Origin of the sequence: Nocardia rhizosphaerihabitans, assembly GCF_014646295.1 — a bacterium.
In the GTDB taxonomy this organism is placed as follows: domain Bacteria; phylum Actinomycetota; class Actinomycetes; order Mycobacteriales; family Mycobacteriaceae; genus Nocardia; species Nocardia rhizosphaerihabitans.
The window spans coordinates 336,944-362,939 of record NZ_BMNE01000004.1; the positions used below are offsets into that span (position 1 = coordinate 336,944).

Annotated in this window: 26 protein-coding genes; 13 read left to right on the forward strand and 13 right to left on the reverse strand. The window is 69.6% G+C overall.

The features are described 5' to 3' along the window. The first annotated feature begins 27 nt into the window (after positions 1–27). Both IEY60_RS19150 and IEY60_RS19155 read left to right on the forward strand, forming a co-directional pair. Positions 28–693, forward strand: coding sequence for a DUF3239 domain-containing protein (locus tag IEY60_RS19150; protein ID WP_189030181.1), 666 nt, complete (start codon positions 28–30; stop codon positions 691–693). Positions 694–764: 71 nt separating this feature from the next. Beyond that, entirely contained in the window at positions 765–2,156 is a 1,392-nt protein-coding gene (locus IEY60_RS19155; protein ID WP_189030183.1) for a M1 family metallopeptidase, read from the forward strand. 7 nt (positions 2,157–2,163) lie between these two features. Here the strand turns inward: IEY60_RS19155 and IEY60_RS19160 are convergent, their stop codons facing one another. Continuing rightward, positions 2,164–3,024, reverse strand: coding sequence for a hypothetical protein (locus IEY60_RS19160; RefSeq protein WP_189030185.1), 861 nt, complete (start codon positions 3,022–3,024; stop codon positions 2,164–2,166). Between the two features lie 109 nt (positions 3,025–3,133). Between IEY60_RS19160 and IEY60_RS19165 the strand changes: the two genes are divergently transcribed. After that, positions 3,134–3,643, forward strand: a complete 510-nt coding sequence (locus IEY60_RS19165; RefSeq protein ID WP_189030187.1) for an LppU/SCO3897 family protein — start codon at positions 3,134–3,136, stop codon at positions 3,641–3,643. A 62-nt stretch (positions 3,644–3,705) separates the two neighbouring features. Here IEY60_RS19165 and IEY60_RS19170 read toward each other — a convergent pair whose 3' ends face one another. Next, positions 3,706–6,006 carry a helicase-associated domain-containing protein gene (locus IEY60_RS19170; RefSeq protein WP_189030189.1) on the reverse strand — a complete coding sequence of 767 codons (2,301 nt, stop codon included), beginning with the start codon at positions 6,004–6,006 and terminating at the stop codon, positions 3,706–3,708. 39 nt (positions 6,007–6,045) lie between these two features. Between IEY60_RS19170 and IEY60_RS19175 the strand changes: the two genes are divergently transcribed. Continuing rightward, a complete protein-coding gene (locus IEY60_RS19175) occupies positions 6,046–6,237 on the forward strand; it encodes a hypothetical protein (RefSeq protein WP_189030191.1) in 192 nt (63 codons plus the stop codon). Between the two features lie 63 nt (positions 6,238–6,300). Here the strand turns inward: IEY60_RS19175 and IEY60_RS19180 are convergent, their stop codons facing one another. Next, a complete protein-coding gene (locus IEY60_RS19180) occupies positions 6,301–6,909 on the reverse strand; it encodes a transglycosylase family protein (RefSeq protein ID WP_189030193.1) in 609 nt (202 codons plus the stop codon). 373 nt (positions 6,910–7,282) lie between these two features. Continuing rightward, positions 7,283–7,516 (reverse strand): hypothetical protein, encoded by a 234-nt coding sequence (locus tag IEY60_RS19185; RefSeq protein ID WP_189030195.1) that lies wholly within the window; start codon positions 7,514–7,516, stop codon positions 7,283–7,285. Positions 7,517–7,678: 162 nt separating this feature from the next. Between IEY60_RS19185 and IEY60_RS19190 the strand changes: the two genes are divergently transcribed. Continuing rightward, on the forward strand, positions 7,679–8,098 hold the full coding sequence (locus tag IEY60_RS19190; RefSeq protein WP_189031244.1) for a cold-shock protein: 420 nt from the start codon (positions 7,679–7,681) through the stop codon (positions 8,096–8,098). Positions 8,099–8,146: 48 nt separating this feature from the next. Here the strand turns inward: IEY60_RS19190 and IEY60_RS19195 are convergent, their stop codons facing one another. The 3 genes from IEY60_RS19195 to IEY60_RS19205 all read right to left on the reverse strand — a co-directional run bounded on the left by IEY60_RS19195 (position 8,147) and on the right by IEY60_RS19205 (position 11,338). Next, positions 8,147–8,662 carry a DUF2771 domain-containing protein gene (locus IEY60_RS19195; RefSeq protein ID WP_189030197.1) on the reverse strand — a complete coding sequence of 172 codons (516 nt, stop codon included), beginning with the start codon at positions 8,660–8,662 and terminating at the stop codon, positions 8,147–8,149. Then, positions 8,659–10,494 (reverse strand): MFS transporter, encoded by a 1,836-nt coding sequence (locus IEY60_RS19200; protein ID WP_229739952.1) that lies wholly within the window; start codon positions 10,492–10,494, stop codon positions 8,659–8,661. Before IEY60_RS19200 ends, IEY60_RS19195 begins: the two co-directional genes overlap by 4 nt. 67 nt (positions 10,495–10,561) lie before the next feature. Next, the gene (locus IEY60_RS19205; RefSeq protein ID WP_189030199.1) at positions 10,562–11,338 is read right to left on the reverse strand and encodes a glutaminyl-peptide cyclotransferase; all 777 of its coding nucleotides are present in this window, start codon (positions 11,336–11,338) and stop codon (positions 10,562–10,564) included. A 17-nt stretch (positions 11,339–11,355) separates the two neighbouring features. Here IEY60_RS19205 and IEY60_RS36680 point away from each other — a divergent pair, with 17 nt between their 5' ends. Together IEY60_RS36680 and IEY60_RS19215 are read left to right on the forward strand one after the other, a co-directional pair. Beyond that, positions 11,356–12,723 carry a DUF3027 domain-containing protein gene (locus IEY60_RS36680; protein WP_444543801.1) on the forward strand — a complete coding sequence of 456 codons (1,368 nt, stop codon included), beginning with the start codon at positions 11,356–11,358 and terminating at the stop codon, positions 12,721–12,723. A 44-nt stretch (positions 12,724–12,767) separates the two neighbouring features. Continuing rightward, positions 12,768–15,605 (forward strand): sacsin N-terminal ATP-binding-like domain-containing protein, encoded by a 2,838-nt coding sequence (locus tag IEY60_RS19215; RefSeq protein ID WP_189030203.1) that lies wholly within the window; start codon positions 12,768–12,770, stop codon positions 15,603–15,605. On the opposite strand, the gene IEY60_RS19220 is transcribed toward IEY60_RS19215, so the two are convergent. Beyond that, on the reverse strand, positions 15,602–16,228 hold the full coding sequence (locus tag IEY60_RS19220; RefSeq protein ID WP_189030205.1) for a TetR/AcrR family transcriptional regulator: 627 nt from the start codon (positions 16,226–16,228) through the stop codon (positions 15,602–15,604). The two genes, IEY60_RS19215 and IEY60_RS19220, sit on opposite strands and share 4 nt — an antisense overlap. A gap of 119 nt (positions 16,229–16,347) precedes the next feature. Between IEY60_RS19220 and IEY60_RS19225 the strand changes: the two genes are divergently transcribed. Then, positions 16,348–18,399, forward strand: coding sequence for a neutral/alkaline ceramidase (locus tag IEY60_RS19225; RefSeq protein ID WP_189030206.1), 2,052 nt, complete (start codon positions 16,348–16,350; stop codon positions 18,397–18,399). On the opposite strand, the gene IEY60_RS19230 is transcribed toward IEY60_RS19225, so the two are convergent. Further along, on the reverse strand, positions 18,396–18,656 hold the full coding sequence (locus IEY60_RS19230) for a DUF2530 domain-containing protein (RefSeq protein WP_189030208.1): 261 nt from the start codon (positions 18,654–18,656) through the stop codon (positions 18,396–18,398). The genes IEY60_RS19225 and IEY60_RS19230 overlap by 4 nt on opposite strands. A gap of 62 nt (positions 18,657–18,718) precedes the next feature. On the opposite strand from IEY60_RS19230, the gene IEY60_RS19235 reads away from it, so the two are divergent. Next, entirely contained in the window at positions 18,719–19,156 is a 438-nt protein-coding gene (locus tag IEY60_RS19235) for a MarR family winged helix-turn-helix transcriptional regulator (RefSeq protein WP_189030210.1), read from the forward strand. Here the strand turns inward: IEY60_RS19235 and IEY60_RS19240 are convergent, their stop codons facing one another. After that, positions 19,157–19,558 carry a YccF domain-containing protein gene (locus IEY60_RS19240; RefSeq protein ID WP_189030212.1) on the reverse strand — a complete coding sequence of 134 codons (402 nt, stop codon included), beginning with the start codon at positions 19,556–19,558 and terminating at the stop codon, positions 19,157–19,159. A gap of 25 nt (positions 19,559–19,583) precedes the next feature. On the opposite strand from IEY60_RS19240, the gene IEY60_RS19245 reads away from it, so the two are divergent. Both IEY60_RS19245 and IEY60_RS19250 read left to right on the forward strand, forming a co-directional pair. Then, a complete protein-coding gene (locus IEY60_RS19245; RefSeq protein ID WP_189030214.1) occupies positions 19,584–20,387 on the forward strand; it encodes a TrmH family RNA methyltransferase in 804 nt (267 codons plus the stop codon). Continuing rightward, a complete protein-coding gene (locus IEY60_RS19250) occupies positions 20,384–20,686 on the forward strand; it encodes a DUF2537 domain-containing protein (protein WP_189030216.1) in 303 nt (100 codons plus the stop codon). The genes IEY60_RS19245 and IEY60_RS19250 overlap by 4 nt, the downstream gene beginning before the upstream one ends. Positions 20,687–20,692: 6 nt before the next feature. Here the strand turns inward: IEY60_RS19250 and IEY60_RS19255 are convergent, their stop codons facing one another. The 3 genes from IEY60_RS19255 to serC all read right to left on the reverse strand — a co-directional run bounded on the left by IEY60_RS19255 (position 20,693) and on the right by serC (position 24,027). Continuing rightward, complete coding sequence (locus IEY60_RS19255; RefSeq protein WP_373291737.1) at positions 20,693–21,436, reverse strand: DUF6928 family protein; 744 nt, start codon at positions 21,434–21,436, stop codon at positions 20,693–20,695. A 161-nt stretch (positions 21,437–21,597) separates the two neighbouring features. Continuing rightward, on the reverse strand, positions 21,598–22,602 hold the full coding sequence (gene sepH, locus IEY60_RS19260) for a septation protein SepH (protein ID WP_189030218.1): 1,005 nt from the start codon (positions 22,600–22,602) through the stop codon (positions 21,598–21,600). 303 nt (positions 22,603–22,905) lie between these two features. Beyond that, a complete protein-coding gene (gene serC, locus IEY60_RS19265; protein ID WP_189030220.1) occupies positions 22,906–24,027 on the reverse strand; it encodes a phosphoserine transaminase in 1,122 nt (373 codons plus the stop codon). Positions 24,028–24,113: 86 nt separating this feature from the next. Between serC and IEY60_RS19270 the strand changes: the two genes are divergently transcribed. Both IEY60_RS19270 and IEY60_RS19275 read left to right on the forward strand, forming a co-directional pair. Continuing rightward, the gene (locus IEY60_RS19270; protein ID WP_189030222.1) at positions 24,114–25,199 is read left to right on the forward strand and encodes a transcriptional regulator; all 1,086 of its coding nucleotides are present in this window, start codon (positions 24,114–24,116) and stop codon (positions 25,197–25,199) included. A gap of 28 nt (positions 25,200–25,227) precedes the next feature. Continuing rightward, on the forward strand, positions 25,228–25,938 hold the full coding sequence (locus IEY60_RS19275; protein WP_189030223.1) for a prevent-host-death protein: 711 nt from the start codon (positions 25,228–25,230) through the stop codon (positions 25,936–25,938). Positions 25,939–25,996 lie beyond the last annotated feature (58 nt).

Genomic DNA, 25,996 nt, shown 5'->3' on the forward strand with positions numbered 1-25,996 from the left:
CTCCGCAACTTGTGCTAGGAAGGAACCGTGCGCCGCTTCGAATTCGTGGTCGACCGTGAGCACGCTCATGCGGTCAACGAGACGTTCACCGGGTTACGCAGGATGCGCGTTGTCGCACTGCTGGTCGCCGGGCTCGCCGTCGCGGCCACGACCGCGCTGCTGGGGAGCGGGCAGGCGTGGGGATACCTGCTGGCGGTGGTGTGTGTCCTCGTCGCGGCGATCGCGCTGTGGGTCGCGCTGTGGACTCCGCACCGCTCCAGTATCGAAAAGCTGTACCAGGACGGTGCTTTGGTGCCCGCCGTGGTCACCGAGACCGAGGGTTCCGGCATCGTGCTGCTCGCCCTCGTCGACGTCGCCGAGCCCACGGCGGCCACGCGTAGCTGGGCGCTGATCACCCGCAAGGTGCGCACGCTGCCCGGCCACGCGCCGGAGCCGGGGGAGCGGGTGCCCGCGGTCGCGGTCCGCACCGACAGCGCGCCGCGGCAGGTGGGCGAACGCTGGCAGCTGGTCACGGCCATGCCGATCGCGTGGGGCACCCGCGACAGCGCCGTGATCGAGCGGGCCCGTGGCGAGATCACCGAGGTCGAGTGGCAGTTGCTCGCCGCGAACCTCTCGCTGGCCGCGCGGGTGCGGCGCACGGCGACCAAGCGCCTGCTGCTCGATCCGCAGCAGCTGCCCGGCGACCTTGGCTAGGAGCCTGGCGGCGCGGCTGGGACGATGGACTGTGTCCGCGGGGCTCGATCCGGCGAAAGGTGCCTGTCCAGATGCGATGGCCGGCCTCCATCTGCGCGATCCTGGCGATACTGACGCTCGGTATCCGCCCGGTCGACGCGGATCCGGGGCTGATCGGGGCGCCGGGGCTGGGTGATCCCTACTACCCGTTGGACGGCAACGGCGGCTACGACGTCGCCCACTACGAGCTGACGCTCGACTACGACCCGCCCACCTCCTTCCTGCGCGGCACCGCGCGCATCGATGCCGGCGCGACCCAGCCGCTGGCCCAGTTCAACCTCGACTACCGCGGCCCCGAGGTGCTGATGGTGACGGTGAACGGGCAGCCCGCGGCGTTCACCCGTGACGGCGACCGCGAACTGGTCGTCACCCCGCTGCTCCCGCTGCCGCCCGGCCTGCCGATGCGGATCGTCGTCGACTACGCCGGTCAGCCCGCCGAAACCGCGGGCGAGGGCTGGACCTACGCGCCCAGCGGCGGCGCGTTCGCCGTCGGCCAGCCGCACAGCGCGAGCACCTGGTATCCGCTCAACGACACACCGCTGGACAAGGCGACCTTCACCCTGCACGCCACCGTGCCCGCCGACTGGGAGGTGATGTCGACCGGCGACCGCACCGTGCACGAGGTGCGCGACGGCAGGCTCGTCACCACCTGGGAGACCAGGTCGCCCGTCCTCGGGTACCTGACCACGGTCGCGGTCGACCACTTCACCTTCCTCGAACAGCGGCGGGCGAACGGCACCCCGGTGCTGAGCGCCTTCGCGCCGGAGTCCGAAAGCAATCGTGAGGACGAACAGCGCCTGCCGGAAATCCTCGACTTCCTCGAAAACTTGTATGGCCCTTACCCGTTCGACGTCGCCGGTGGCATCTACGTCGACGCCGAGATCCCGTTCGCGCTGGAAACCCAGACCCGGCCCACCTACGCGCCGTGGACCGATCTGAACACCGTGGTGCACGAGCTGGCCCATCAGTGGTGGGGCGACACCATGTCGGTGAAGCAGTGGTCCGACATCTGCCTCAACGAATGTTTCGCCAGCTACACCGCCGACTACCTCTGGATCGAGCGGGTCGAGCAGGCCGACGTCGACACCAAATACCGCGAGACGATCGCGAAATTCCGTGACGAGCCCGAGTTCTGGGAGATCGCGCTCGCGAATCCGGGTGCGGGCAACGAGTTCACCTCGGTCTACTACCGCGGCCCGCTGTTCCTGCACGCGCTGCGCAAATTGCTCGGCGAGGACGTGTTCTTCACGGCCATCCGCGATTTCGTGCACGCGCGTCGTGACGGCCATGCCTCGATGCCGGAATTCCGGGAGTTCCTGCAGAGCCGGACTTCGATGCCGCTCGGTGAATTCCTGGGCGAGTGGCTGGATTCGACGTCGCCGCCGCGGGAAGCATTTCTCTACCCGGGCACGTTGGCTGGCTGAATCCTTGTCAGTCCTCGTCCATCCGGGCTCGGGCGCGGTCCGCCCATCGTTGCATTCGCTCGAATTGACTACGCGCCGAAGTCAATTCGCCGCGTGCCTGATGCTCGGCGGTGCGGGCGAAATGGCGCTGCTGCTCGGCGTGCTCGAGTTCGGTGCGCAACTTGTCGATGCGGGACTCGATCTCTTCGAGTTCGGTTTTGGCTCGTGTGGCGGCGGCTTCGGCTTCGTCGCGCGCGGAACGGGCTGTCTCGAGCGCGGATTCGGCGTCGTCGAGTTCCTGCTTCGCCTCGGCGCGGCGCGCGGCCTCGACGTCCTCCGGTGACTTGCCGGAACGGCGGGTGCTCGCGCGCTTCGCAGGCGCGGCGGCCTTGCCCCCGGTGATCGCGACCAGCCCGGCCGGGCCGAAACCGTCGTAGGTGACGGTGGCGGGCAGGACACCGGCGCGGACCTGATCGGCGACGTCGGGATCGGCCAGCGCGGCGGTGAGGGTCTGGCCGACCTCGCGCAGCACCTGTTCGCTCGCGGGCCGGTCGTGCTCGGCGGCCAGTTCGCCCGCCCGCTTGGTCATCGCGTTGACCACCTGCTGGCGTTGCGCGCCGAGCGCGCGCAGTTTGTCGCCGGAGAGCTGGCGCTGCGCCGAACGCAGGGCGTCACCGAGGTCGAGCAGCGCCGCGATCTCCTTGGGCGCGTGCCGTGCCAGCAGGTTGACCGTCCACGCCGCGACCGTGGGTCTGCGCAGCGCGGTGATGGCCTTGGCCAGGTCGCGATCGCCGTCCGCACGGGCCTGGGCGGCCCGCTCGGTGCGGGTCGCCACGAACTCGCCCGGGTCGAGGCCGTACAGCTCGCCTGCGACGTCGTCGATGGTCATCTTTGTGATCGTAGCCAGGGTTCGACGCGGTCGAGCGCGGACGACACCGGCTTGGGTATCGTCACCGGCGGCCATGTATGCCTGAACCGTTCGGTGAGTGAGGTTTTCAGTGATTTTCCCAGGAAAGCGACTGCTGGCGCGGATCGTGTCCGCCCCCGTGGCGACGGTCGCACTGGTCGGGGCGGTCGTCGCCTGTTCGTCGGACAGCGACTCGTCCGCGGGCGCGGTCACCAAGGGCGCCTGCGTCGAGGTCACCGACAACGCGGCCGACGCGATGAAGGCGAGCGTCGGTGACTGCTCGGCGGCGACGTCGAACTACCGGATCGTCCAGGTCGGCACTGCCCCGCTGACCTGCGCCGTCTCCGACGCCACCTTCAACGGCACCGTCGGCGACACCAAGACCGGTCTCTGTCTGGCCCCCAACTTCGCCCAGGGCAACTGCTACGCCGACGCGGGCACGCGCCCCGCCGAGGCCGTCGCCTGCACCGCGCCGGAGGCGACGTTCAAGGTCGTCAAGCGCATCGACGGAGTCGCCGACGAACTCCAGTGCGGCACCGACGCGACCCAGTTCCGCACGGTCGCCGACCCGAAGACCACGTTCTGCATGGCCAAGCCGTAATTCTGAGTGCCGGCGCGCTCGAGTTCGCGGCTCGAGGTCGGGGAGTGCGGTGCGCGGCGGTGTCAGTCCAGTAGGGCTACCGACGCGATGCGGTGCAGGGTGAAGTGGCGGGTGGCGCCGGTGACGGGGTCGACGGCATCCAGTTGGCCGTTGCCGACGCGGATCGGTTCGACCACGCGCTGGCTGGCGACGCCCTGCGCGTCGACGTAGCCGATGTTCACCGGGCGGCCCACCCTGGCGGCCAGTTGGAGCAGGGCCAGGGTGGCCGCGGTGCCGGTGCGGGTGCCGTCGGTGCGCACCGATTGGCCGGTACGGGCGCCCGCGGCGCGTTCGCCTGCGCGCAGTTCGGTGACCAGCAGGGACAACTGCTCGTCGCTCGGGGGGCTCGGGCGGTACGGCTTGCGGGCCAGGGGGCGCACGGCGATGCGGGCGCCGCGGGGACGCAGGTCGACGATCGCGCCGGCGGAATCCTCACCGGCCGGGGCGAAACCGGCCGCCCGCAGCTGTTCGAGCAGCTCGCCCAGCGGGGCGAGGGCGATGGCGACGGTCGGCGCGATCGCGCGCAAGGCCAGGGTGTCGGCCACCGGTGCGGCCAGGACCTGGGCGAGCAGGGCCGGGTCGTCGCTGCGCAGGAACGACTGGGCCATGCCGGCGCGCAGCTGGCCGTGGCGGCGGGCGACGTCGTCGATGAGGTAGGTCAGCGACTGGGGGACCGGCGTGCGGGAGTGGTTGGCGAACAGGGCGTGCAGTTCGGCGGCCGTCATCCCGGCGTCCAGCGCCCGGCGCACCGAGGCGTCGCCGACCCGGTAGACCGTGGCAGCGCCCGCGGACTCCACATCGGCGACCAGCGCGATCCTGGCGCGGAGTTCCGGTACCAGCGGGCCGGGGGCGATCACCGTCAGGTCGGCTTGGACGAGCACGTGATCGACCGGTTCCGGCAGTGCCGCGGCCATCTCGGCCTCGGCGTCGGCGACGCTGGTCGGCGCGCCGTGCAGCAGGGCCCTGGCGGCGGAGTCGAGCGCGCCGCGGCCGAGCATGCCGATCGTGGCGGCCTCGGCGAGGGTCGCGGTGACCGCGTCGAGGCGGAAGTGCCTGCGCCGCCGCGGCATCCGCCAGGCCAGCAGCCTGCCGATATCGGACGCGGACAGCGCGGAGCCGCTCGGGTACTCGCCGAGCAGGCCGAGGATCGCGTGCCGGTCACGCACGGCGTGCGGCACGCGCAGCTCCGCCGAGAGCGCGGCGATCGGCTTGTCGGCGGCGTCGCGCAGGCCGATCATCCAGGGCATGCGGTCCAGGTCCAGCCAGGCCTGTGCCAGCAGCACCCAGCGGGTCGCGGGCGGTGCGTCGAGCCAGGCGTCGGCGGCGGGGGTCGGGGCCCAGAAGTCGTCGGTGGTGTCGAGTTCGGGTGTCGGCTCGGGCAGGCCCTTCTCGACGAGCTTCGCGGCGGCGAGCAATTCCAGCAGCAGGCCGGTGCGCTGCTCGTCGACGCCGGTCTGCTTGGCCAGCCTGCGCAATTCGCGCACGCCGAGTCCGCCGGCGCGCAGGGCGGGGGCGGGCAGACGGCCCAGCGCGTCGAGCAGATCGGCGCAATCGCGCAGCAGCTCACCGACTTCGCCTGCGCCGACCGCGTTCACCTCGGCGGGCGCGTGCTTGGTCAGCGTCGGCTTGGGCGGGGCGAGGGCGTGCGGGTCGGTGACCGGTTCGCCGCGCAGCACCTGGCCGACCGTCACCGGCAGTTCGACCGTCTCGTCATCGATCCGGTGCAGCAGCCGGGCCTCGAGCAGACGCGGCACCGGACGGTCGGGGGGCGTCCCGGGCGCGGCGTCCCTGGTGCGCCCGCGCGGGCCCGTGGTGGCCAGCTTCTCCAGCAGCGCCCGTTCGGCCGGACTCGCCTGTGCCAGCGCGGAGGTGACCTCGGGCTCGGTGAGCGCGTCCGGCAGCGCCGTCGTCGCGCCGAGGGGCCAGGGGAGGGCTTCGGCGGCGCTGGGCGTCAAGTGCAGGCCGTCTCCGGTCTGCCAGACCAGCGCGCGGTCGAGCAGGCGGGTCAGTGCGGCGGTGAACGCGGTCTTGGTGACCCGGTCCTTGAGCTGCGCGTGCAGGGTGGTCTTGGACAGCGGGGTGATCGCGGTGCCGATGGTGCGCGCATCCTCGTTGGCCGTGAGCGCCTCGATGATCGCGAACTCGAGCGTGTCGAGATCGTCGGCGGCGCGCAGCACCGAGGCCCGCTGCTGGGCGCGCACCGCGAGCACCGACATCGAGGCGGGCAGCGGCACCGCCAGATCGGGTCGCAACTGCAGCAGTTTCACCAGCTGGGCGTCGGTGCGTGCACCGAGCCAATCGGCGAGGGAGTCCGTCGCGATCATCCGATCCAGCCTACTTTGTGCGTATGCCAGAATGAGCCCGTGGTGAACAAATCGAAGAAACCCTACGTCGACAACGGCTGGCCGCAGGTGGCCGACGGCGAGCACGCCGTGACCGAACTGTCGTCGACCCGCGCCGGTAATCTCTCGCCCTTCGGTGAGGACACCGAGTTTCCCGTCCCGGCGGCCAAGCTGCCGTACATCCACCCGCAGACTGTCATCAACCGGGTTTAGTTCGGGAAAGACAAGAGCCCGCATCCCTGAGGGGATGCGGGCTCTTGTTGTCTGCGGGGGCGATCAGGAGGGCAGCAGACCCTTGTTCGCCTCGAAGAAGTCGATCACGGCCGGGTCGAGCTGAGTGCCCTTGGCCGAGTTGAAGAAATCGAGCGCCTGCTGGGGCACGGCGACACCCTGCTGCTGCACGACGGTGAGCGCGCGGTCGACGGCCTGGAAGACTTCCTGGCTCGGATCCTGCACCTGCGGGACGTTGACCTGCGGGGCCCAGCTCGGGGCCGAGGGAGCGATGCGCTCGGTCGGGCCGCTGCTCAGGCCCAGCTTGGACGAGCAGGAGGGCCATGCGCCCCAACCCTGCGAGGCGAGAACCTTTTCGGCGACCGCGATCTGCTGTTCGCGGGTGGCCTGGTTGGCCGTGGCGGCGTACTCGCCACCACCGTGTGCGTTCCAGGTGGAGGGCGAGAACTGCAGCCCACCCTGGTAGCCGTTGCCGGTGTTGATGCCCCAGTTGCCGCCGGCTTCACACTGCGCGAGGCGATCCCAGTCGGAGTCGGGGGCCGCGCTGGCGTTTCCTGCGAAAGCTGCACTGGCGGTGCCGATGATCGCGCCGGTGACGGCGACCTTGGCGACAGTGCGGCCGGTGGAAGTCGGCTTGCGGTGGCGTCCACTCATATCGGGTTTCTTCCTCTCGTGCGCACCTGCATGTGGTCCGGACTGAGAGGTCTCCCGGTCCGCCCTCACCCCTGATTCCAATCGGGGTCCGGTACCCGCGGGGTGAGGTTCGGTGCGGCGGGCCGGTGGTTCCGGGGGTTGCCCCGGCTGAGAGAAACGGTACGACGGACAGCGGGGAAAGTCACTATTTGGTAACCGGCGTGTGCGGAGGGGTATCGGGGTGGTCTCAGGGTGATCCCGGAGGCGTCCGCGCAGGTAGTCGGGGTGCCGCGTGTGCGCGACGGTTGCACGCTCACTTCGTGACCATGCTGTTATGTGATGAGGATCACACCATTGTCTTGGCATCGATCCATCGGGGTAACCGGTTGACGCGTCAACGCGCGCGACGGCCCGACCACAACGCGAACACGAGGCCGAGCAGGAAACCTACCGGCGCGAGCATCGCGAGGCCGTACAACCACAGTCCCGGTGAGCTGTCGGAGACGATCGGCGTCACGAAGATCGCGACCACGGCCAGGATCCCGATCCCGAACAGTGCGACGGCGATTTGCAGCAGGCGATCACTGGGACGCCGGGGGCCGCCCGCGGGCGGAGGTGTGTTGGTCACCGTTGCACCGTAAAACTGATGTGCTCGCGGTATGGCCACCGGGGTAGACTCTGGACACATCGCGTCCTGCCTTGTTGTGGGGCGCGTTCTTTTCGCGACAAAGAGTACGAAGTAACCCGGACCACAAGGGTCCGGGTGTCGAATGATGAACGGGTGAGCGCAGTGCCGACCGGCCGGGTGAAGTGGTACGACGTCGAAAAGGGCTTCGGCTTCCTTTCCCAAGACGAGGGCGAGGACGTCTACGTCCGTTCCTCCGCGCTGCCCGAGGGCGTCGAAGGGCTCAAGCCCGGACAGCGCGTCGAATTCGGCATGGCCGCGGGCCGTCGTGGCCCGCAGGCGCTCAGCCTGAAGCTGCTCGAGGCGCCGCCGACCGTGCGCGGCAACCAGTCTCAGCAGCCCGCCCGTAAGGACGCGGGCCCGCGTAAGTCGCCCGACGAGCTGCACGGCCTGGTCGAGGACATGATCACGCTGCTCGAGACCAAGGTCCAGCCGGACCTCCGCCGGGGCAAGTACCCGGATCGCAAGCTGTCCCAGCGCATCTCCGAGGTCGTCCGCGCGGTCGCCCGCGAACTCGACCACTAGCTCCGGCTCTGTTGCCCCGGCCTCCCTGCGAGGCCGGGGCTTTCGGCGTTATACCTCCGGGGTGGCGATCGACCAGGCGGCGTGCGGGATGTAGCTCTCGCGGCCGGTGGCGGTGTCGCGGGCCAGGATCGGCAGCTGCACCTCGATGCCGATCAGGCGCAGGTCCGGTTCGGGCTGGGATTCGACGGTGAGCGCGCGGATGCCGGCGGGGTAGTCGGCGAAGCTGAGCACCCGGTCGACCTGCTCGCCGGAGGGACGCTGGTAGATCAGCTGCACCAGCCAGGGCGATTCGGAGATCTGGTCCGGCAGCGAGATCTGCACTGGCTTGCCCGACTGCACCGGCAGCTCGGCCATCTCGCCGTACCGGCAGTCCTGCATGGTGACGGTGCAGTACATGAACGGGTCGACGGTGATGGTCTCGCCGTGCGCGAACGCGGTGATCTGCGGTTGGTGCTCGGGCGCCTTCGACACGGCGTACGCGACCAGCCCGGCGGTCACCGCGGCGACGGCGAACAGGCCGACCGCGACCAGCGCGACGATCGTGCGGACGTTGAGCTTGCTCACCGGATGGGGTCTCCTGTCCCTCGCGGAACCGCACCGGGGCCTGCCCGGAACGGATGGGTTGTCGGCACTTCCTGCTCGGCGTGCTGCGGACGGTTGCCGCCGAGACCCGGCAGCAGGGAATGCCCGGTGTAGCTGACGAAGGTCTGGATCAGCCCGGCAACCAGGACCACGCTGATCACCGCGAAACCCTTCCAGAATTCGATCGGCAACAGCACACCGGCCGCCCCGCCGATCACCCAGCTCAGCTGCAATACCGTCTCCGACCGGCCGAAACCGGACGCGATGGACTCCGGCGGCAGGTCGTCCTGGATCGCGGCGTCCAGCGACACCTTCGCCAAAGCGCTCGCCGCCGAAGCGACCAGCGCGGCGAAAACCGCGCCGAACAGATTGCCGGTCAGCATCGCGAACAGCGCGACCGCGGCGCACGCGGCGGTGCAGCCGAGCACCACCAGCGATGGCCTGCCGAGTTGCAGCCGGGCGCCGGTCGCGTTGCCGCCGAAGTTGCCGAAGCCCGCCGCGGCGCCGACCGCCCCGAGCATGGCCGCCTGCTCGGTCGGGCTGCCGCCGGAACCCTTGGCGACGAAGGCGATGTAGAAGGTCAGGAAACCGGTGAGCACGCGAATCGAACTGTTGCCCCACAGCCCGGTGACCACCGCCCGGCCCAGCGGCTGACGCCGCTTCCTGGCGGGCACCGACGACTCCGTACCCGGCTCCAGTACCTCGGTGTGCGCGTCGGGGCCGTGATAGCTCAGCGTCGCGGGCACCTCGCCCTCGGTGACCTCCACCCACGACGGAATCCGCAGACTCAGGTACGCGCCGGCGATGGCGATGCCGGTGGCCAGCACCAGCGCGCCGGTGGAGCCGGCGATCAGCGCGGCGAGCGCGGCCAGCGCACCTGCGCCGATAGTGCCGCCGACCAGGCCGAACACGGTCAATCGTGAGTTGGTGCGGACCAGATCGATATCCGGTGGCAGCACTCGTGGCGTGACCGCGCTCTTGAGTACCGCGAATGATTTCGAGCCGACCATCATGCACAGGGCCAGCGGATACAGCCCCCACGTGTCGATCTCGACGATCAGCAGCACCGCGAAGATCGCGCGCAGCCCGAACGTCGTCGCCAGTGCCAGCCTTCGACCGCGCTGCAACCGGTCGAGCAGCGGCCCGATCAGCGGCGCGATGATCGCGAACGGGGCGATCGTGATCAGCAGGTACAGCGCCACCTTCGTCTTGGACTCGGCGGTGGCGCTGGCGAAGAACAAGGTATTGGCCAGGGAGACGGCGATCGCGGCGTCGAGCGCGAAGTTGGCCATCGTGGCGTAGGTGAGCGCGGTCAGGCCGGACTGGTCGGCGCCGTCGGCCTTGGCGGCGCGCTGGAAGGTCGCGAAGCCGCGTTCGGTGAGTTCCCTGCTGCGCATGGCCGCGACGCGGGTCACGGTGAGCTTGCGCGGAATCCGCTGCTGGACCTCGTCGTCGACGGGTTCTTCGTCGCGGGGGAGCGGGCGGGTCGGCGGCGCGGCGGCGCGTTTGTCGTCGGCCGGCCGGCCCCGCTCCTGTGGTGGGTTCGGGCCGGGAGCGCCACGCAGCGGTGTAGTTGCCGCGGCAGCGGGGTCGGCCTTGCGCCGGAACAGGCTCCGCGACCTGACCGTCGGCGGATCAGGCGAGTCGGGGCGGGGAAAGACCTTGCGCGGTGCGGACGGCCGCCGCGGCTGTTCGTCATGACCCGCACGCGGCGGGTACTGCCCGAAGCCGGGGTGTCGGCCGGGCGGGGCGCCCGCGGCGTTACCGTCCCGGCGACCACGGTCGGGACCGGATGGTTCGCGGGGCGTAGTCACAGTCCAATTCTGGCGCACGCGCGCGCACGGCGTTCACTCGCGGCGCGGCAGTGTCGGCCACATCGCGTCATTTCGGCACGAACCGCACCTCGAACAGGCGCGGCCAGTACTTGCCGGTGAGCAGGAACCGGTCGGTGCCCGGCAGATGCGCGATGCCGTTGAGGACATCGGTGCCTGCCCGCTCGCCGCGGCTGAGCAAGCCGCCCGCCTCGATGACGGCGAGCACCTGGCCGGTGTCCGGGTCGATGCGCAGGATCTCGTCGGAGGGATAGTTGTTGGCGTACACCGTGCCGTCGGGGGCGCAGTCCAGCTCGTTCGGCTTCGGGTCGCGGTAGCCGGTCAGGGTCACCGAGCCGGTTTTCGCGAAGGTCACCGGATCGCGGAAGGTGAGGGTGGGCGTGCCGTCGCTCATCACCAGCCGCTGTGGCTGCGCGCACAGGCCCCACCCCTCGCCCTCGTAGCGGGTGCGGCCGGTCTCGGCCAGGGTGACCGGGTCGCGCGCGATGGCGACCTCGTCCTTCCAGGTCAGCTGCCAGACGATGGCGCCCGCCCTGGTCATTCCCTCCCCGAACATCGGATCCGGCAGGTCGACGCGCGCGGTCTCGGCGCCGGTGGCCTGGTCGGCGGCCCGCGCGCTCGACACGCCCCACATGCCGGTGCTCTCGTAGCGGACGCCGTCGACGACCTCGAGACCCTGGGTGAATGCGCCCGGATCGTGCGGTGACGAGCCGATCACCTCCACGCGCCAGCGCGGCGGGCCAGGCTCTTCCGAGCCGCCGCAAGCCGCCGCGCCGAGCAGGCTGACCAGCACTGCGACGGCCAACGAACTCCGATTGCACTTCATACGGCAAAATGTATGCCGTGAGCGCAGTATCTGTTTCGGAGTCCGGCGTGCGTCCTGTTCTGGCCGATGCGGCCGAAGTCGCACGTCGTGCGCTCGTCGAGTTGGAACCCGACGGGGTAGGAGTCCATCTGGGGGTGAGTGCCGAGGACGAGACGGCAGCCACCCACCGGTTCGAGGCGACCCTGCCCGGCTACCGCGGCTGGCAGTGGGCCGTCGTCGTCGCCGCGCCGCCGGAGGCCGAGTACGCCACGGTCAGCGAGTCGGCGCTGCTGCCGGGCCCCGACGCCCTGATCTCCCCCGACTTCATCCCGTGGGAGCAGCGCGTGCGCCCCGGCGACCTCGGCCCCGGCGACCTGCTGGCCCCGCCCGCCGACGATCCGCGCCTGGTCCCCGGCTATGTGGCCACCGGCGACCCGATCGTCGACGAGGTCGCCTACGAGATCGGCCTCGGCCGCACCCAGGTGCTCAGCCTCGAAGGCCGCCTCGAAGCCGCCCAGCGCTGGTACACCGAGTTCGGCCCCGACACCGAGATGGCCAAGGCCGCCCCCTCCACCTGCGGCCTGTGCGGCTTCTACCTGCCCCTGGCAGGCGCCCTGCGCGAGTCCTTCGGCGTCTGCGGCAACGCGATGGGCGCCGACGGCCACGTCGTCCACATCGAATACGGCTGCGGCGCCCACTCCGACGTGGTCGCCCCCAGCGGCAACGGTTCGCCCCGCTACGAAGCCTTCGACGACCACGCCGTGGATTTCGTCGAGATCGTGCGGCCTGCGGCCGAAGCCGAGGCAGCGGCCGCCGTCGAGCCCGCACAGCCCACCGAGTCGCAGGAGACCGCCGAGGCGGAAGCTGCCGACGCGGCCGCCGCCGAACGCGCGGCGCTCGCCGAAGGTGCCCGCCCGGAGTCGGCCGACGAGGTCGTGGCCGCGGAGCTGACCTCGGAAGCCGTGTCCGCCCCGGCTGCGGAGACTGTCGCTGCGGCTGCCCCGGCCACCGAGGCAGCATCGAATGTTGAACCTGCCGCAGCTGCGCAGAGCGCTGCATCGGGTGATGAAGCGAAGTCCGGCGAGACCGCTGCCACGGAGGCGCAGGCTCCCGGCGCTGAAACTGCCGCCGAGGCAGGCGCTGTCGACAACGCCTCGGCTGCGAAGGCTGACGCCGATTCGACGGCGGGCGACCCTGCTACCGGCGCCGAGGGCATCCTGGCCGAATCTGCTTCGGGTGCTGCGGCTGTGGGTGATTCCGAAACGGGCGGCGAAGGCATCGCGGTGGAGTCGGCTGAGTCGGGTACCGCGAACGGTGCGCAGGCTGAGGAGGCTGCGGGCGGTGAGTCCGGTGCTGCGGGTGCGGGCGATTCGGTGAGTGAGCACGGATCGTCGGTGGCGCGCTGAACGGTTCGGCGGACCCCTTCGGCACCGCGGAGCTGCGTGCCGGAGTGCTTGCCGCCTGGCGGGATTCGCCGACTCGGCTTCGTGAGGACAGTGCGAGTGAGGCGGATCTGGTGGCCGCGGGCTACCGGGATCGGGTGCTCACCGAGCTCGCGCAGAATGCCGCCGATGCCGCCGCGAAGGCGGGGGTGGCGGGTGAGCTGAGCGTGCGGGTGCTCGACGGGCGCCTGCATGTCGCCAATACGGGTGTGCCGCTGGATGTTTCCGGTGTGCACGCGCTGACCGCACTGCGGGCTTCGGGGAAGGCCGATGTCGAGCAGGTCGGGCGGTTCGGTGTCGGCTTCACAGCGGTGCGGTCCGTCGGCGACGAGATCGAAGTCCGCTCCACGACCGGATCGATCCGCTTCTCCCGCGTCGCGACGCTGAACGCACTGCACGACATCGGAATCCAGGTCCCCGACGATCTGGCGGCGATCGCGCCACCGGTGCTACGCCTGGCCTGGCCGGTACCGACCACCCCGGTCACCGGCGCCGATACCGAGATCGTCGTCCACCTGCGCGACGACGTGGACGCGGACGCCCTGCTCGACGCGATGCGCGCGGAAGCACCCGACCTCCTCCTGGAACTCCCTGCCCTGCACCGCATCCGGATCGCTGACGCGGAGTTCAGCAGCACCGTCACCGACCTCGGCGTCGACGGCCTCACCGAGCTGGCCATCACCCAGTCCAGTGGCATCACCCAGCGCTGGTGGCAGTACAGCACCCCCAGGGCCCGCTGGCTGCTGCCCCTGCGCGACGGACGTCCCGTCGCCACCGCTCCTGACGTCCTGCGCGCCCCGACCCGCTCCGACGAGGAACTGTCCCTCCCCGCGACCCTGGTCGCCGACATCCCCATGCAGCCCGATCGCCGCCGCCTCCTGCCCGGCGCCCGTCTCACCGAGATCGCCACCGGCTACGCCGATTTCGCCCGCGCCCTCCCACCCCGCGACCGCCTCGTCCTGGTCCCGGCTCCCGGGTTCGCCCGCAGCGAAGCCGACGGCCTCCTCCGCGAAGCCGTCATCACCGAACTCCGCGCCCACCCTTGGCTCCCTGTCTGCCCCACTCCCCGCGCCGAGCTGGAACCGTCCGCGCTGGACCCGAGGGAACTGGAACCGAGCGAGCTGGAACCGGCGCAGCTCCATGCATTCACCGAGGGCAGCCCCACTCAGACGCCGCGCACCCGCGCAGAAACTCCCGGCAGCATCCCCACCCGCGCGAGCGTATTCCCCGACCTCACGCCGGAATTGGCGACCCTTCTCGCCGATATCACCGGCCCCCTGGTGATCCCGGAGCTGTCCGGCCGCGCTCAGCAGGAGAAATTGTCCGTCCTCGACGTGCATCGTCTCGGCCCCGCGGCCCTGGCCGACCTGTCGAGCGGCTTGCATCGGGAACCGCACTGGTGGCAGCGGTTCTACGCCGCGCTCGAACCGTTCGTGGTCGACACCGTGACCGCCGAGGAGCTCGGTGCGCTCGCGGTGCCGCTGGCGGACGGCAGGCTCGTCACCGGGCCGCGCACGGTCGTGCTAGACGACCAGCTCACCGTCGCTGTCCCGGTGCACTGGGCCCGCCTGGTCCACCCGGACGCCACGCACGCCCTGCTGGCCCGCCTCGGCGCCCGCAGCGCCACCGCGGAGGACCTGCTCACCGATCCGGGCCTGCGCGACCTGCTCGAGCACGACCCGGCCGACCCCGACACCGTCGACGCGGTCCTGCACCTGGCCCCGTTCGCCACACCGGAGATGCTGCCCGCCTGGCTCGGTCTGCTCGAATTGCCCGACGAGACAGGCGAACTGCGCCCCGCCGACGAACTGCTGCTCCCCGGCGCCCCGCTGGCCGCCGTCCTGGAAGCGGACTCGCCGTTCGGCACCGTCGCCGACGATGTGGTCGCCGAGTACGGCGAACAGGCCCTGCGCGCGATCGGCGTCGGCTGGGACTTCGCGGTCCTCACCGACCCCGACCCGATCGGCCCCGACCACGACCTCGACGACGAACACGACTGGTGGGACAGTCTTTCCGCGGATCCCCGCGAGCTCGCCGCCGTCCGCGACCTCGATCTGGTCGACGAAAACCGCTGGCCCACAGCGCTTCGCCACCTGCTGTCCGAGCCGCGCACCCGCGCCCTGCTCGCCGACCGCGACGGCTACACCGCCTGGTGGCTGCACCGCCACGCCCACATCGACGGCATCGCTCTCGGCCGCCTCCGGCACCCCGCAGACGACGAATTCGCAGGACTGCTCCCGGCTTTCGACGTCGACGGCATCGCAGGGCCGGATCTGGACGTCCTGCGCCCGATCCTGGTCCGCCCGGACGTGATGTCGGCCGAACTCGCGGAAGAGCTCCTCGACGCCCTCGCCGACCCGTCGAAAACCCCGTCGCCCGAAGTCATCGCCCACACCCACGCCCGCCTGGCCGCCGCCGTCGAAACCGGCGCGCTCGACCCCCGAGAACTGGATCTCCCCGAGCAGGTCCGTGCCCTGTCCGGCGCGGTCGTCGACGCGGGCGCCGCCATGGTCCTCGACCAGCCCTGCTTCGGCCTGGTAGTCCCGCCCGAGCGACTGGTGGCCGGCGACACCGCCCATGCGGGCGCACTCGCCTCCCTGCTCGATCTGCCCCTGGTCTCGGAGGAGCTCAGCGCCGAGGTGCTCGGCACCGGCCGACGAACCACCTGGGCCGCCGACCCGCTGGGCGTGGTGCTGCGTCAGCTGTGGTCACCGGCAGACACCCGAGGCGCTCTGGTCCTGCACGACACACTCGAGGTGTACCTGCGCGGCGCGCTGTCGGGCACCGTCCGGGTGCCGTGGTGGCACACCGACGACGCCGTGCACGTCCAGGTACCGCGCGGCTAACGCGCGTGCGCGGTGACCATCTCGGCGAGCAGATCGAGTTGGGACTGCACGGCCTCGCTGTCGTCGTCGACCAGCCAGCGCAACACGATGCCGTCGATGACGTTGAGGATGAACCGGCTGAGCTCCGTGATGGGAGTGTTCCAGGTGGTTTCGGTGGCTTCCCGGCAGTGGTCCATCACGTCGGCGACGGTGCTGTCGTTGAACGCGTACTGCTCGCGGGCGATCGCGATCTTGGCCGGTGTCGTCTCACCCTCGCGCAGCGAGTAGGTTGTCGTTTCGTAGGTGAGCAGCTGACGTTCCGGGGTGGCCTCGATGTTGCGCCACATCAGTTCCAGTGCGCCGCGCACCAATTTCTGAAGCGCTTCTTTTCCTGTTCCGGCATCGGCCCAGATCGAATCATCCGCATCGACGGAATCGCGCAATTCCATGGACAACGCTTTGACCAGCTCGGTCATCAGCGCGTCCTTGTTTTCGAAACAGTAATGCACCACACCGAGCGAGACACCTGCCGCTTGGGCGACATCGCGGGTGGTCACGCCCGCAACGCCCTTTTTCTCGGCGAGACCGATCGCTGCCTCGATCAGGTGGGCTCGTCGTTCTTCGACGCTCAATCGGGAGGACACGTGTGCGAGTTAAGCGCTCGCGTGGCAAACAGTCAATTCGCCGGTCCGCGAGAAAGTTCTGGACATCTGACCAGTTGGTGTGGTTGTCTCCGAAACGGAAGTTGCGAAGGAGTCGCCTGATGCCCATGTCCCGCCGTACCGTCCTCACCGCTTCGGCGCTGGGTATGGCCACCGTCCCGGCCGTCTCCGTGATCGCCGGCACGGGAACGCCCACCGCGCACGCGAATCCGAAACCGGACGGATTCGAATTCGGTCTCGGTATCGCCGATCTCACCGGACCCGCCGCGGAATGCGGCATGATGGGCTACTCGCAACTCGATCAGGCCACCGCCGGAATTCATCTGCGCCCGCGGGCGCGCGCGTTCGTGATCGGGGCGGGCGGAAATCGGATCGCCTACGTATCGGTGGAGAACGGCGCGGTGTTCGGGTCGGTCCATCGCGGTGTACTGTTCGCGCTCGCACAGCGATTCGGCGATCGCTATACCGAGCGAAATGTCGTGCTCACCTCCACCCACACCCATTCCAGTTGTGGTGGTTCCGCGCACGACTACGCCTACACGCTGGCGACGCTCGGGTTTCAGCAGCAGGTGTACGACGCCGAGGTCGACGGCATCGTCGAAGCGATCGCCGCGGCCGACGCCGACTTCGGGCCGGGCGCGATCGCGCTGGGTCGCACCGAATTGCACGATGCCAGCGTGAACCGGTCCCGCGTCGCCTTCGAGCGCAATCCCGAGGCCGAGCGCGCGGTGTTCCCCGGCGCCGTCGACCCGGCGGTGACCACGCTGGTCTTCATCAGGGCGGGCCGCGAGGTCGGCGCGCTGACCTGGTTCGCCACCCACAACACCTCCATGACCAACGCGAACCGCCTGATCAGCTCGGACAACAAGGGCTACGCCAGCTTCGCCGCCGAGCACATCGAACACGGCGTGCGACATCTGGACGGTCCGCCGTCCTATATCGCCGCGTTCGCACAGACCAATGCCGGTGACATGTCGCCCAATCTCAACCTCGCCCCGGGCGACGGGCCGACCACCGACGAGTTCGAGAACACCCGGATCCTCGGCGAACGCCAGTACGCGGCGTCGAAAAGGGCCGCAGCGCAAGCTGTTGCGATGTCAGGCGCGGTCGACTCGCTGCTGTGCTACATCGACCTGGCCGATGTCACCGTCGACGGCCGCTTCACTCCTGACGGCGCACCGCGGCGCACCTCGCCCGCCGCCGCCGGTGTCTCGCTGATCGCGGGCAGCGTCGAGGACGGTCCCGGCCTGCCCGGCGGACCGATTCCCGAGGGCGTGCGCAATCCGCTGGTGGACTTCCTCGGCGGGATCGACCAGCCGCATCCGGCCTGGCTCGCGGATGCCCAGGCGCCCAAGGCGATCGCGGTGCCGCTCGGTCTGCTCCCGCCGGTGCCGTGGGTGCCGAATGTGGTGCCGATCCAGCTGATCCGCATCGGCGGGCTGTATCTGGCCGCCGCCGGTGCTGAATTCACCATCGTCGCCGGTCTGCGGGTGCGCCGGGCGGTGGCGGCGGCGCTCGGCGTCGACCCGGAACAGGTGCTGCTGCAGGGCTACGCGAACTCCTACCACGAATACGTCACCACGCCCGAGGAGTACGACGCACAGCAGTACGAGGGCGCCTCGACCCTGTTCGGGCGCTACACGCTGGGCGCCTACCTCCAGGAATTCACCCGGCTCGCCGCGGCGTTCGTGGCGGGCGGGGCGATCGGCCGGGGTCCGGCGCCCCGCGATGTCTCGGCATTGCAACCGAACCTCGCCTCGACCCCCGGCCCGGACGCGACACCGCAGGGCCGCGCCTTCGGCGATGTCCTCGTGCAGCCGCCCGCGCAGAGCCGGCGCGGGGAGCGGGTGGCGGTCGAGTTCGTCTCGGCCCATCCGAAACACAATCCGCGCCGGGGCGACACGTTCCTGGTGGTGCAGCGCCGAACGGGCGCGGGCGACTGGACACGGGTGGCCAACGAGGGGGAGTGGGACGTGCGATTCCACTGGCGCAAGGAAGGCGACGCGATCTCGATCGCCAGATTCACCTGGGACATCCCCACGGCGGCCACACCGGGGGTGCACCGGTTCGTGCACTACGCCGACGCGCTGGGCGCCGACGGGGCGCTGCGTCCGGTCACCGGGACGAGCGCCGAATTCGAGGTGACCGGTTAGTCGGTCCGCAGCCCCACCTGGGCGCCCTTGTCGCCGCGCCGGGCCGACCGGCGCTGCGCGAGGAAGATCGACAGGCCGAGCACGCCGACCGCGAGGCCCATCAGGCACACCGACCGGGCCTCTGACCAGGCCGGATTCAGCCACACCAGCACCGCAGCCACGAGCCAGGCGACGAAACCGACGGCGACGACCGGCCGCGGATCTACCAGACGGCGAGGCAGCGCGGGCATCTCGGAACTGACGTGGCCGATATCCATACCCAAACAGTAGCCGCGTGAAACCCGTCAGGGGGCGCGGCCGTACCGTAGAGTTCTGCACTGTGACAACGCCATCGGACGTCCGTGCCCTGGCCGGTGATCTCTCACTGGCCGTCGTACGGCTCACGCGACATCTGCGCGGCCGCCGTGCCGACGCGCAGATTTCGCTCACCCAGCTGTCGGCTCTGGCGACGCTGGCGCGTGATGGCGCGATGACGCCGGGGGCGCTGGCAGGCAAGGAGCGGGTGCAGCCGCCGTCGATGACGCGCGTCATCGCCTCCCTGTCGGACCTGGATCTGGTGCAACGCCGTCCGCACCCCACCGACGGCAGGCAGATCATCGTGTCGCTGTCACCGGCCGGGCGCGCGCTCGTCGCCGACGAGACGCATGCCCGCGAGGCGTGGATGACCGATCAGCTCTCGCGCCTGGAGCCCGAGCAGATCGAGATCCTGGACCGGGCCGTCGAGATCATGAACCAGATCGTCGCCGAATCCGAGTGATCAGTGCGCGGCGCGCGCGTCGTCGGCGTCGACGACCTCGTGGCCGAGCGGGAACAGCGACAGCGGGACCAGCTTGAGGTTCGCCCAGGCGAACGGCAGTCCGATGATCGTGATCGCCAGCGCGACGCTGGTGACGATGTGGCCGATCGCCAGCCACCAGCCCGCGAAGATGAACCAGATCACGTTGCCGATCAGCGAGCCGGCGCCCGCGGTTGGTTTGTCGACCACCGTGCGGCCGAACGGCCACAGCACGTATCCGGCGAGCCGCAACGAGGCGATGCCGAACGGAATGGTGATGATGAGAATGAAGCAGATCAGTGCCGCGAGCAGATAGCCGAGGGCCATCCAGAAGCCGCACAGGATCACCCACAGGATATTCAAGATCAACTGCACGATCTTCATACGTCCATCATGCCAGGATTGTCCAGTGGCCGAAGTGATCGACATCGACGACCCCGCCGACCCTCGGGTCGACGACTTCCGTGACCTGTCCTCCGCCGACCGCAGGCCGGACCTGCCGGGGCGGAAAGGCCTGGTCATCGCCGAGGGCGTGGTGGTCGTGCAGCGCATGCTCGGCTCCCGGTTCACCCCCAGCGCGCTGCTCGGTGTCGGGAAACGCTACGAGCCGCTGGCCGGGGACCTGGCAGGCCGCGACATCCCGTACTACCGGGCCAGTGCCGAGGTGATGGCCGAGGTGGTCGGCTTCCATCTCAACCGCGGTGTCCTCGCCGTCGCGCCGCGCCCGGCCGAGCTGACGCCCGCCGAGGTGCTCGACGGCGCACGCACGGTCGCGGTGCTCGAAGGCGTCAACGACCACGAGAACCTGGGCTCGATGTTCCGCAATGCCGCGGGCCTCGGCGCGGACGCGGTGCTGTTCGGCGACCGGTGCGCCGATCCCCTCTACCGGCGCGCGGTGCGGGTCTCGATGGGACACGTGCTGCGGGTGCCGTTCGCGCAGCTGCCGTCGTGGCCGGGTGGCCTCGACCTGTTGCGCGAGCGCGGTTTCCAGATCATCGCGCTGACCCCGGATCCGGCCGCGGTGAATCTGGCGACGGCGATGACGGGCAAGCGGGTCGCGCTGCTGCTCGGCGCGGAGGGACCCGGACTCACCGAGGAAGCCATGCGCGCCACCGATGTTCGCGCCAGGATCCCGATGTCGCCCGGCACCGATTCGCTGAACGTGGCGACCGCGGCGGCGATGGCCTTCTACGAGCGGGTGCGGACATCGTGAGGCAGGAGCCGGACGGTCCCTATCGCGCCCAACCGGATTCGGTGCCCTGGGTGGCGGGCTGCACCGTGGTGGTGCTGGTCGCGGTGCTCGGCGCGGTCGCGGTCTACGCGTTCGGGGCCGCGCTGGCCGCGGTGCATCCGCTGCTGGCGGTCGCGGTGAATCTGGTCGCCGCGATCGGGGTGGCGCCGACGGCGTGGCGCTGGCGGTTCACGCCGGTGGTGCGGTGGGTGCTGGCCGGCGCGGCGATCGGCGTGGTGGCAGGCTGGCTGGCGGTGATCGTCGAGGAGCTCAGCGGCTGAGTTCCGTCACAGCACCCGGTCGGTGCGGTGCAGCCAGCCGAACAGGCCCCGCTTGCGCCGGGTGGCCGCGCCCGGCCGCGCGCCCTGTGTGGGCTGGGGCTGCGGTGCTTGGCCCTTCGGATAGAGCGTGAACCCGCAGACCGCCAGGTCGGCCGGTGCGAGGTCGCCCGGCTCGGCGGGCGTGCGGTAGTGGAAGCCGAGCCATTCGGCATTGGCCGCGTCGGCGAAGTCGGGGGGATCGAACGGCAGCGACTGCGCTCCCGGATGCGTGCCACCCCACCACGGCACGGGATGCTCACCCGCCCAGAACGGCCGCTCCCACACCATCGGCAGCCCTTCGTTCTCCAGGATGTCGACCCGGGTGGAACTGTACGAGCGCCGGAATTCGCCCCGCTCCCAATGCGCGAACGCACCCCAGTGCAGCGTCTCGTCGAACGACACCAGATAGGTCTGCTCGGAGGCGAGCGGCCGCACCAGCAGATCCGGCAATTTCGTCGGCCGCACCAGCGCCGCCTCGGCCGTGCACACGACGGTCAGCCCCGGATAGCACCCGATGTAGACCTCGTCCCGATCCGGTGCGGCACACCCGTTGAGCGTCCCGATCATGATCGGCAGCACATCGTGCTCGGCATACAACTGCCCGACCAACGCGGCAGCGGCGGCCGGATCAGGTTCGGGGTGGTCCCGCAATACAGCCACTGGATCCGGGGTATCGACATACCAGAGGGTGGAAGCAGAATGCACAGTCACCGCCTCTCCGCGTATTCGAGCCAGACCCAGGTGGGTAGCCCCGCGGCGTCGGCGGCTGTCGGGCAGGAGCGAGTCGCGTCAGCTCGTACCCGGCGAGTTACCCATGTCCTTGCGAGATCTGGCGATTCGGTCGAGCCCGGAGTGAGAGCGTGGGTAACTACTCAGTGCCCGGAGCTGCGGACGCCCAGTAAGACGTCTTCCCAGGACGGCATCGGCGCCTTGCCGCGCTTGGCCTTTGCGGCGGGCTTCGCGGCCGGCTTCTCCGGCGCCGGTTCCTTCGCCGCCGGCTCCTTGTCCTGTGCCTGAGCCACAGGCTGACTCGGCGTCGCCGGAACAGCCGGAACGGCCGGGATCGGCGCAGCGGGCACCGGAGCGGCCGGAATCGCCGCCGCCCCACCACCGGCCGCGACCGCGCGCTGCTCGTAGTACTCGTCCAGCGTCGGCTGGGCGGGACGGCTCGCCGGACGCGCGGTCGGGGCGACCTGCTCGCGCGGGCGCGGCTCCACCGGGGTCGGCGGTTCGACGACCGGTGCGGCCTGCTCCGCCGGGGTGGGCAGGATGGTGGCGAGCCCGCGTAGGGCGCGACCGAAATCGGGATCGATCAGGTCGTTGGCCGGGTCGTCGAGCGGGGACACCGAGCCGCCGTGCGCGTCCGGCTGGTAGCGCCAGTGCGCCGCGATCTCGGAGTGCCCGTGGCGCCACTGCAATTGGGCGACCCAGAAACCCTTTTCGTCTTTCCAGGCATCCCATTCGGCCTGTTCGATGGTGTGGCCGCGCTCGGCGAAAGCCGCGGTGACGATCTCGTGCAGCGTTTCCACAGCGGGACCGTCGGGGCGGACCGGATGCGCTTTCTGCGCCAGTTCGGCGGCGCGTGCGCGTTCCAGCAACACCGGGTAGGCGAAACGTTCGACTTTGGTGGCCGGCATCCCGGACTCCGCCGTGACCTGCTCGACGGACGCTCCGGCTCGAATACGGGCCTGGATATCGCGAGGACGCATAGATGCTTCCGTTTCGATCTCGATCTGGCCGAATCGTGCGAGGTCGCCGCGCGCCGCCGCGCGGAGCTTGTCGTCGGCGGGCAACCGGAACTTGGTGCCGGACTCGGTGTCACTGCACACGATGTGCGTGGAGTCGGGCGTCACCCCGATCACTCGAAGTTCACGCACCGTTACCTCCCTATCGCGTCGGCTACGACACCGCCCACTTTCCTAGACAGTAGTGCACATTACTTGCCCGCGGCAGCAGACACGCACGACCGAAATCGCGCACCGGGACGCCAGGTCCCGCTAATCTGATCGGCTCACCACACGAATCCTGGTCGTGTGCAGGGATTTTGGTGATGGATCAACATCAAATACCGCCGGGCGATCGAGTGCTCGTCAGCAAATGTTGCGAACTCCATGCAAAGGGCCGGTGCCCGGCGAACCGAAAAAGGTTCACCGGGCACCGGCCCTGATTGCGGTCTTATCTCAGAGCTGGCCGACGACCCAGTCGATCGAACGGGTCAGCTGCGACACGTCTTCCGGGTCGATCGCCGGGAACATGCCGACGCGCAGCTGGTTACGGCCCAGCTTCCGGTACGGCTCGGTGTCGACGATGCCGTTGGCGCGCAGGATCTTGGCGACCTGGGCGGCGTCGACGGCGTCGTCGAAGTCGATGGTGCCGACGACCTGCGAACGGTGCGCCGGATCGGTGACGTACGGGGTGGCGAAGGAGCTCGACTCGGCCCACGAGTACAGGCGCGAGGACGAATCCATGGTGCGCTTGACGGTCCAGTCGAGGCCGCCGTTGGCGTTCATCCACTCGATCTGGTCGGCGAACAGCAGCAGGGTGGCCAGCGCCGGGGTGTTGTAGGTCTGGTCCTTGGTGGAGTTGTCGATGGCGATCGGCAGCGACAGGAACTCCGGGGTCCAGCGACCCGATTCCTTGATCTCCGCGACGCGAGCCAGCGCGGCCGGGCTCATGATCGCGATCCACAGGCCACCGTCGGCGGCGAAGCACTTCTGGGGGGCGAAGTAGTAGACGTCGGAGTCGGCGATGTTCACCGGCAGGCCGCCCGCGCCGGAGGTGGCGTCGATGGCGATCAGGGCGTTCTCCGAGCCGACCGGACGCGAGACCGGGATGGACACACCGGTCGAGGTCTCGTTGTGGGCCCAGCCGATGAGGTCGACCGAGGGGTCCGAGACGGGCTCGGGCGCGCTGCCCGGCTCCGAGGAGACGACGATCGGGTCACCGATGAAGGGGTTGCCCTTGGCGACCGAGGCGAACTTCGAGGAGAACTCGCCGTTGGTCAGGTGCAGCGAACGCTCGCGGATCAGGCCGAACGCGGCCGCGTCCCAGAACGCGGTGGTGCCGCCGTTGCCGAGCACGACCTCGTAGCCCTCGGGCAGCGAGAACAGCTCACGCAGGCCGTTGCGCACGCGCGCGACCACGTCCTTGACCGGCTTCTGGCGATGCGAGGTACCGAACACCGAGGCGCCGACAGTCACCAGGGACTGCAGCTGCTCCGGGCGGACCTTGGACGGGCCGCAGCCGAACCGTCCGTCGGCGGGCTTGAGGTCGGCGGGAATGGTCGGGAACGCACTGGTCATGGGGGTGAGTTTAGTGGTGGGGGGCTTGGCGTTGTCGGGGTGGGGGTGGTGCTGTGAGGCGGGACACCACGAGTTTGGAATGTTCGGTGTTCGGTATTGACCGACCACCGAACATTCTCGATGATAGGGAGATGCGATCACCAGACGAGGACGAGGCCATTGTCAGGCTCGCTGACGCTGTGGCTCCTATCGGCTTGACCGTCGTTGTTCCGTCGAGCTCAGATGGGGAACCTGTCGTCCCGGACGCCTACTTGAGGCTTCCCGACGGGCACACTCTGCCCCTCGACATCAAGCGGGTGTCGCTGTTGTCCTCCAAAGAGCTCCCGAACTTTGTTCGGAATGCGACAACTCCTGCGGAGCGCAGTCATGCCGTGCCGATCGTTGTTGCTTCGCGTATCACCGAGGATGCGCGGGCTGGACTGAGCCGGGCAGGGTGGAGCTGGCTCGACCTTCGGGGGCAACTCCATCTCAGCGCGCCCGGATTGTTTGTCCACACCAACGTTGTCCCAGCACATGACGCACCCCGAGGAGCCGACCCGTTCGCCGGGCGGGTTGGCATCGAGGTGGCGGCCCTCATGCTGCTCGACCCGGACAAGCCTGCCCGCATTCGGAAGCTCGCCCAGGAGGTCGGTCGTGCACCGAGCTCAGTGTCTGCAGCCGTATCCGGAATGCGCGCTGCCGGACTCGTCGGTGTCGACAACCTCCCGGCAATTCCAGAGCTGTTCTGGGAACTGGCGTCGGCGTGGAAGCCCGAGGCGGTCGATGTTGCACAGATTCCGACCGATGATCAATCCGTCAATGACGCGCTCAGGGTCAATCGCGACGATCTAGCCCGCTCCGGATGGGCACTCAGCGACACACATGCCGCCGCCGCGTATGGAGCGCCGATCGCAGCGCGCGCAGACAGCCCCCTCGACTTTTACGTGCAAGACCCACGGGTTCTGAGACGGGCTGCGAAATTATTGGGCACGGCGCGTAGCCGCGCCGATCGGGCCGCCACACTGCGCGCCGCGCCGCTCGGGTTCGTTTGCCACCACAGGGTCGGCCAGGGTGGCTCTTGGCCGCTGGCCGACCCGCTGTTCGTGGCGTTGGATCTGGCGCAGGACCCGGGCCGCGGCCGCGAGGTCCTCGACCTGTGGAGTCCACCTCGAGGACACCGGCGTGTCTGGTAGCCCGATCGTGGACCTTGCGGGTGCATCGATGACCGCCTTGGTCCATGCCATTCCCGAAACGCAAGCCCGCACGGGCAAGCCCGTTGTTGTCATCGGAGGCCTCGCCGTCATCTGCCGGGTGTCCGGCCCGCATCGCGCGACGAGCGATCTCGACACGGTCAACCGCCGTCGTGCCGGGGAGCCGAGTCAATTGCAGGTGCTCGTGACCAGTACCGGCCGGGCCAGTGGACCTGCGGGAGTGCTCATTCCAACAGCGCTGGGCGAAGTCCAAGTCGATATTCTCGAAGTATCTGATGCAGACTTCGACCCGCTCCCGGAGGATCCGACCGGCCGCCTTCACGTCCTCTCCCATGCTTGGGCCGCCGATACTGCTACCGCCGTGCTCATCCGAGCTCAGGATGGAAATGAGATCATCGTGGCGGTCGCCGAACCCGGACCGCTGGTCGCGATGAAACTGCAGTCAACGTTCGACCGTGGCACCGACAAGGCCTCCACCGACCTTCTCGATATCATCCGCCTCACTCTGGATCGAGTGTGTGGTCCGAGGGCGCGCGCGCAACTGGGGGCTGCCGGCGACCAGCTCAAGAGTGACGTCGAGCAACATGTGGACCTCTTTTTCGGCAAGCGAAAGGCAGGCACCCTTCAACTTGTCCGCAGAGTTCCAGAAGGCGTAGATACCGAACTCGACGACATCGAACTCGTCCACGAACTACTGGTACGAGCTGTTCGAGGATCGTGATCGGACCAGATCGGAGCACCCAGCCTTCCGTCAGCTGATTCGGTGTTCGGTACCGACC